At 49.1% G+C, this 6665-nt stretch carries 4 protein-coding genes; 3 read left to right on the top strand and 1 reads right to left on the bottom strand.

All coding sequences use genetic code 11. The features are described from left to right. Positions 1 to 140 precede the first annotated feature (140 nt). On the bottom strand, positions 141 to 983 hold the full coding sequence (locus HMPREF3107_RS04030; RefSeq protein WP_070453785.1) for a 23S rRNA (adenine(2030)-N(6))-methyltransferase RlmJ: 843 nt from the start codon (positions 981 to 983) through the stop codon (positions 141 to 143). Positions 984 to 1170: 187 nt separating this feature from the next. On the opposite strand from HMPREF3107_RS04030, the gene alaS reads away from it, so the two are divergent. The 3 genes from alaS (at position 1171) to HMPREF3107_RS04015 (ending at position 6501) form a co-directional block, all read left to right on the top strand. Continuing rightward, positions 1171 to 3798, top strand: a complete 2628-nt coding sequence (gene alaS / locus HMPREF3107_RS04025; RefSeq protein WP_070453782.1) for an alanine--tRNA ligase — start codon at positions 1171 to 1173, stop codon at positions 3796 to 3798. A gap of 105 nt (positions 3799 to 3903) precedes the next feature. After that, positions 3904 to 5664 carry a hypothetical protein gene (locus HMPREF3107_RS04020; protein WP_210391388.1) on the top strand — a complete coding sequence of 587 codons (1761 nt, stop codon included), beginning with the start codon at positions 3904 to 3906 and terminating at the stop codon, positions 5662 to 5664. A gap of 237 nt (positions 5665 to 5901) precedes the next feature. After that, positions 5902 to 6501 (top strand): class I SAM-dependent methyltransferase, encoded by a 600-nt coding sequence (locus HMPREF3107_RS04015; protein WP_070453780.1) that lies wholly within the window; start codon positions 5902 to 5904, stop codon positions 6499 to 6501. Positions 6502 to 6665 lie beyond the last annotated feature (164 nt).

The following is a 6665-nucleotide window of genomic DNA, read 5'->3' as shown; positions in this document are numbered from 1 at the left end:
TGCTGAGGAAAAGGAATTTTGCAAAGGTCTCCATTTGTTGAAACCCACCGTGCAGTCTGCACAACGCTAATTCGGCAAGATATGAAAAACCGCCCTTTTGGGCGGTTTTCTTTTTTTTCAGACGGCCTCCGTCCTTATCCTCATCCTCGGTATTCCAATACGAAACGCGCACCCGCATCCTGTGCCAGCAGCTCGGTCAGAACCGGCAGGCTGTCGCGCAACTGTTCCGCCAGCAGGTAAGGCGGGTTGATGACGAACATCCCGCTGCCGTGCATACCGAAGCCGTCTCGGGCGGGCTGTTTGACGTACAACTCGGCCTGCAAGAAATTGTCGGGCGAAAGCTTTTGCAGTTGTTCGGGCAGTTTTCGGCTCTCCTCGCGGCTCAGGCAGGGATACCAAACGAGATAACAGCCCTGTTCGAAACGTTTGCGCGCTTCTTTCAATGTGTGGGCGATGCGGGCGTAATCTTGTTTTTGTTCGTACGGCGGGTCGATTAAGACCACGGCGCGGCGGGTCGGCGGCGGCAACAGGGCAATCAGGCCTTGGAAGCCGTCTTCCTGCCTGATGATACCGCGCCGTTTCAAGCCCGCCGTTTCCATATTGTTTTGCAGATGCCGGTAATCCGCCGGATGCAGTTCGAACAGGCGCAGTTTGTCGGTTTCCCGCGTTTCTGCCTGCGCCAGCCACGGCGAGCCGCAATACAGGCCGGCCTGCGGCAGCATGGCCTGCAGGCGTGCGCGGAAGGCCGAAAGCGTGTCGGGGAGTTTTTCCGCCGCCGTCAGGCGGGCGACGCCGTCGCGGTATTCGCCCACTTTTTGCGCTTCGCCGCCCGATAGGTCGTACAAACCCGCACCGGCGTGGGTGTCGATGTACCAATAGGGTTTGTCTTTGCGGTTGAAGTAATCCAACACCAGCCAAAGGACGAAATGTTTGAGCATGTCGGCATGATTGCCGGCGTGAAAGGCGTGTCGGTAGCTGAGCATGGCAAAAGGCCGTCTGAAAAAAGAAACGCGCATTTTACGGGATTGCGCTGCAAAAGATAAGGCGGGATAGGCTTTTAGGGGGAAGTGCTATAAAATGCACGGCTTTGATTTATTCTGTTTAGCACACTTTTCAGACGGCCTTTCCTGTCCGCATCAGGCCGTCTGAAAACCGTTTTGAAAGACCACAATGAAAACCACCCAACTACGCCAAAAATTCCTAAAATTCTTCGAATCCAAAGGCCACACCATCGTCCGCTCTTCCAGCCTCGTACCGCACGATGACCCGACGCTGCTGTTTACCAACGCCGGTATGAACCAGTTTAAAGACGTGTTCCTCGGCTTTGACAAACGCGCCTACAACCGCGCCACCACCGCACAAAAATGCGTGCGCGCAGGCGGCAAACACAACGACTTGGAAAACGTCGGCTACACTGCCCGCCACCACACCTTCTTTGAAATGATGGGCAACTTCTCCTTTGGCGACTACTTCAAACGCGACGCCATCCACTTCGCTTGGGAATTCCTCACTTCCCGCGAATGGCTTAACCTGCCCAAAGACAAACTCTTGGCGACCGTGTATGCCGAAGACGATGAAGCCTACAACATCTGGCTGAACGAAATCGGTATGCCTGCCGAGCGCATCGTCCGCATCGGCGACAACAAAGGCGCGAAATACGCATCTGATAACTTCTGGCAGATGGGCGACACCGGCCCTTGCGGTCCGTGTTCCGAAATTTTCTACGACCACGGCGAAGAAATCTGGGGCGGCATTCCCGGCAGCCCTGAAGAAGACGGCGACCGCTGGATTGAAATTTGGAACTGCGTGTTCATGCAGTTCAACCGCGACGAACAAGGCAATATGAACCCGCTGCCCAAGCCGTCCGTCGATACCGGCATGGGCTTGGAGCGCATGGCGGCCGTGATGCAGCACGTCCACAGCAACTACGAAATCGACCTGTTCCAAGACCTGCTCAAAGCCGTTGCCCGCGAAACTGGTGCGCCGTTCAGCATGGACGAACCGAGCCTGAAAGTCGTTGCCGACCACATCCGCTCCTGCTCCTTCCTGATTGCCGACGGCGTGATGCCGTCCAACGAAGGCCGCGGCTATGTACTGCGCCGCATCATCCGCCGCGCCGTGCGCCACGGTTACAAACTCGGTCAAAAACAGGCGTTTTTCTACAAACTCGTGCCCGATTTGGTCAAAGCAATGGGCGACGCGTATCCTGAGTTGAAAGAGAAACAAGCCCAAATCGAAGAAGCCCTGAAAAACGAAGAAAGCCGCTTCGCCCAAACTTTGGAAACCGGCATGGCTTTGCTGGAAAACGCCTTGACCAAAGGCAGCAACAAACTGGACGGCGAAATCATCTTCAAACTCTACGACACCTACGGCTTCCCATACGATTTGACCGCCGACATCTGCCGCGAACGCAATATCGATTTGGACGAAGAAGGCTTCAACCGCGAAATGGAAGCCCAACGCGCCCGCGCCCGCGCCGCACAAAACTTCAAAGCCAACGCGCAACTGGATTACGCAGGCGCAGACACCGAGTTCACCGGCTACGAAAAACGCAGCCAAGACACCAAAATCATCGCCTTATACAAAGGCAGCGAAGCCGTGGACGAACTCCAAGCAGGCGAAGCCGGCGTAGTCGTTTTGGAACAAACCCCGTTCTACGCCGAAAGCGGCGGCCAAGTCGGCGACGTAGGTTTTATCTTCGCAGGCGAAAACCGCTTCCGCGTCGAAGACACGCAGAAAATCAAAGCCGCCGTACACGGACAATTCGGCGCAGTCGTATCAGGCCGTCTGAAAGTGGGCGATGCCGTATCCGCCGAAATCGACAACGATATCCGCGACAGCATCATGCGCAACCACAGCGTTACCCACCTGATGCACAAAGCCCTGCGCGATGTTTTGGGCACACACGTCGAACAAAAAGGCAGCCTGCAAAACGCCGAGCTGACCCGCTTCGACATCTCCCATCCGCAAGGCATCAGCGCGGAAGAAATCGCCGAAGTCGAACGCCGCGTCAACGCCGCGATTATCGCCAACGTACCCGTCAAAGTCGAAACCATGTCCATTGAAGACGCGCAAAAATCCGGCGCCATGATGCTCTTCGGCGAAAAATACGGCGACTTCGTCCGCGTCATCACCATGGGCGACTACTCCACAGAACTGTGCGGCGGCACCCACGTCGCCCGCACCGGCGACATCGGCTTCTTCAAAATCATCAGCGAAGGCGGCATCGCCGCAGGCATCCGCCGTGTAGAAGCCATTACCGGCCTTGCCGCGCTGGCATGGGCGCAAAACCAAGAAAGCCTGATGAAAAATATCATCGCCGAAGTCAAAGCCCAAACCGAAAAAGACGTGCTCGCCAAAATCCAAGCCAACGCCGCAAACACCAAAGCCTTGGAAAAAGAGTTGGCAAAAGCCAAAGCCGAACTCGCCGTCCACGCAGGTGCCAAACTTTTGGACAACGCCAAAGACTTGGGCGCAGCCAAACTCGTCGCCGCCCAAATCGAAGCCGACGCAGCCGCCCTGCGCGAAATCGTTACCGATTTAACCGGCAAATCCGACAACGCCGTGATTCTTTTGGCGGCAGTAAACGATGGCAAAGTCTCCCTGTGCGCCGGCGTATCCAAACCGCTGACAAACAAAGTGAAAGCTGGCGATTTGGTCAAATTCGCAGCCGAACAAGTCGGCGGCAAAGGCGGCGGCAGACCGGATTTGGCACAGGCCGGGGGGACGGATGCTGCGAAACTGCCTGAAATGCTGGGAAGCGTGGAAGGCTGGGTTAGTACAAAACTAGCAGGATAAGATTCATAAATATAAGTAAAAAGGTCGTCTGAACAGTTTCATTTTCAGGCGACCTTTTTTAGAAATTCTAATTTTTTTATATTTAGTATAGTGCAGGAAAAATTAATGATGACTAAAGATTGGATTTTACAAACAAAAGAAACTCGCCGTAAATTTGTCAATTCTACTTGGATTCCATTGAGAGCAATTTGCAAAAGTGAAAAGGGAAATGTGCAAGATATTGGTTATATGTCTGAATTTTTTGGATGTAATTCACTCGCCTTCCCTCCTGAATATAAAGAGTTAGCTGAAACGTTAGAGTGGTCGGATATAGGAATAATTTTAGATGTGCATCCGTATGCTTTTGATAGTGGACATTATAAAACAATCGATCAGTACACATGGAACGAAAAAGAACCCGTGGGCGTACATTTTATTTTTGACCATCCTCAGCCTGTTATAGGAGGAAGGAAGTGGATTATAAATCCAGATTTAATAGTAGCTCTTAGATTAATCAAGGAAAAAAATAGCTGGGTTCGACCAGAGGAAGATTTTGTTGAAGTGATTCGCGAGTCTTTTGATGGTGAGGGTAATCATGTGCAGATTGAGATTAAAAAGGAATTCTTGATTGATTATTTAGCAGCAAGAAATCTTTCTCTTCGTCTTACTTATTATCGCCAACGAGTAGAAATCGTTGAAGAAATTGAAAATAGTGGATATGTAGGCTTGGAAAGTTACCAAGAAGAGCGAGATCAAGGGCGATTTGAATTGCTTATTCGTAGTTTAAATGATATTTATGGTGGAAGTTGGGGAGCATTTCGTGTATGGCGAACTGATATAGATGAAGAAGATGATGCTCCTGTGATGGGTCCCGAGACTAATGAAAATACTGAGTCAGAAAGTTCTCAAGGTATTTATGATGGTTATAGAGGAATAAGAGTAGAAGGAGAGTTTTGGAGAGACGAATGGATCGAACATCAAGGTATAAGTACCCGCGTTCGCTACGATAAAGATCCAAATCTTCCAAAATTTATCGTAGAAACTGATGGAACAAGAATGCCTTCTACCGAATTAGATAATGAAGATGTTGGTAGATGGTTATGGTTTCGCTCCAGTGTTGTGAATGAGTTGCTTAAACATCGTGGATTTTCTTTGGAGTGGTACACTGCAGAGACAGGATGTATTTGTTCTACATCGGGTTATCGTACTCATTTTGGAATTAACAGCGCTGATTTAATCACAGTGTATGCCTATGATGTTGCTAAACTGCCATCATGGGAGCAGCATATTTGGTCAGCTCATAATGTTGTCCCCGAAGGGAAGGTCTCCAGTGAATTATTAGCTTCTCAAGTTAGAGTTCAGCCAGCATCTACCCATGCTGTTGAAGACTTGTTATTTAAAGTTATGCGAATGCTGGAAGCAAGTTTTAAACAGAAGTTGAATGTTGATTTATTTTCTCATGACATCAATGATTCAGAGCTTTTGCAGCAGATTTCACGTTTTTCAAGTACTGATAGAACATCATTATTAAGGCTGGCAAAAGACTTGGTTCGTATTTTTACCGATAGACTTAATGTTAAGGCTCTTCGTGAATTATCTAACCACAAGGATAAAAACAAACTAGGTTCTAATAAATTATTACAAAACATCGTAGCTCAAAAAATTGGAGAAGATTATGCCCATAAGATTTTTGGTGTCATTGTTGGTGTTTATGATATGAGGCTTGGAGATGCGCATCCTACCGGCTCAAAAATTGAAGAGGCAATAAAACTTGCTGGAATAGATGAAAATCAGTCTTTTTTAAGACAAGGTGAGCAGCTTATTTCTAATTTCGGTCAAGCAATTTGGTATATCGAAAGTATTCTGTTTGAAGAATTGGAATCATAACAAGCCTTAACCTGTATCCCTGCTTGGGTCATGGTCCAATGAAACCTTCATATTGCCCGTAATCTCAAAGTTGACTGAAAAATAATTTTCAGACGGCCTCTCTATCAAAAGCAGTCTGCACTTTCAAAAATCAAAGTGCAGGCTGCTTTTCATAATAATTAGGAAAAAACGCACACTATTTTTATACTGTATATTGTGCAGGCACACGGCAAAACAACATTACCCAAAGGAGCCCTTATGTTTAAAACGCTCAAAGGTATTTGGCAGGGACTTACGCAAAAAGGCAAAATCTTCCCACATCAGCTTGCATTCACGCTGCTGATTCCTTTGCGCAACTGGGCGCTTTCGCCGCAACAAATCGTGCAACGGCTGTACCTTGCGCCACACCACCGCATTTTAGAAGTAGGCTGCGGAGCGGGTTATTTCAGCCCGACACTGGCGCAATCGGTTCCGCAAGGACGATTGGTGGCAGCGGATATACAGCCGGAAATGTTGGCTTATACCGAAAAACGTTTGCGTCGTCGACATATCGATAACGTGGATTATTATCTGTGCGACGGTACGCATTTTGATTTTCCCGATCAATCGTTTGACCGCATTGTGCTGATTACCGTGTTGGGCGAAGTCGCCAACCAAGATGAATATTTGGCAGAGTTCCGCAGGCTGCTTCGTGCTGACGGGCTGCTGTCAGTTTCCGAAACTGCAGGCGATCCTGATAAACCAAGCCGCGCCGAATTGCGCGATTTAATGCGGCAAAACGGGTTTGAGACGGCTGATGAATATGGCAGCGAACGCAATTTCACTTTGAATTTCAAAATGGCTTGTACTGAGAGGTAGTGCAGCAAACCACAACCTGCATACCCATGAACCATGAGCATGGTTTTTGCCACACATTCTATTTTTGGTGATTTCCTAAATAAACGGGTCAATATAAGCTGGAATGATGAACCGGCCAAGCCTTCATATCGCCTGTAATATCAAAGGCCGTCTGAAAGATGATT

This window comes from Neisseria sp. HMSC31F04, assembly GCF_001807735.1.
In the GTDB taxonomy this organism is placed as follows: Bacteria; Pseudomonadota; Gammaproteobacteria; order Burkholderiales; family Neisseriaceae; genus Neisseria; species Neisseria elongata.
This window is presented reverse-complemented; position numbering and strand designations above follow the sequence as displayed.

What these genes read in the sequence shown, in the direction of transcription:
- HMPREF3107_RS04030 (WP_070453785.1), bottom strand. Translation starts at nt 983, where the DNA reads ATGCTCAGCTACCGACACGCCTTTCACGCCGGCAATCATGCCGACATG.
- alaS (WP_070453782.1), top strand. Translation starts at nt 1,171, where the DNA reads ATGAAAACCACCCAACTACGCCAAAAATTCCTAAAATTCTTCGAATCC.
- HMPREF3107_RS04020 (WP_210391388.1), top strand. Translation starts at nt 3,904, where the DNA reads ATGATGACTAAAGATTGGATTTTACAAACAAAAGAAACTCGCCGTAAA.
- HMPREF3107_RS04015 (WP_070453780.1), top strand. Translation starts at nt 5,902, where the DNA reads ATGTTTAAAACGCTCAAAGGTATTTGGCAGGGACTTACGCAAAAAGGC.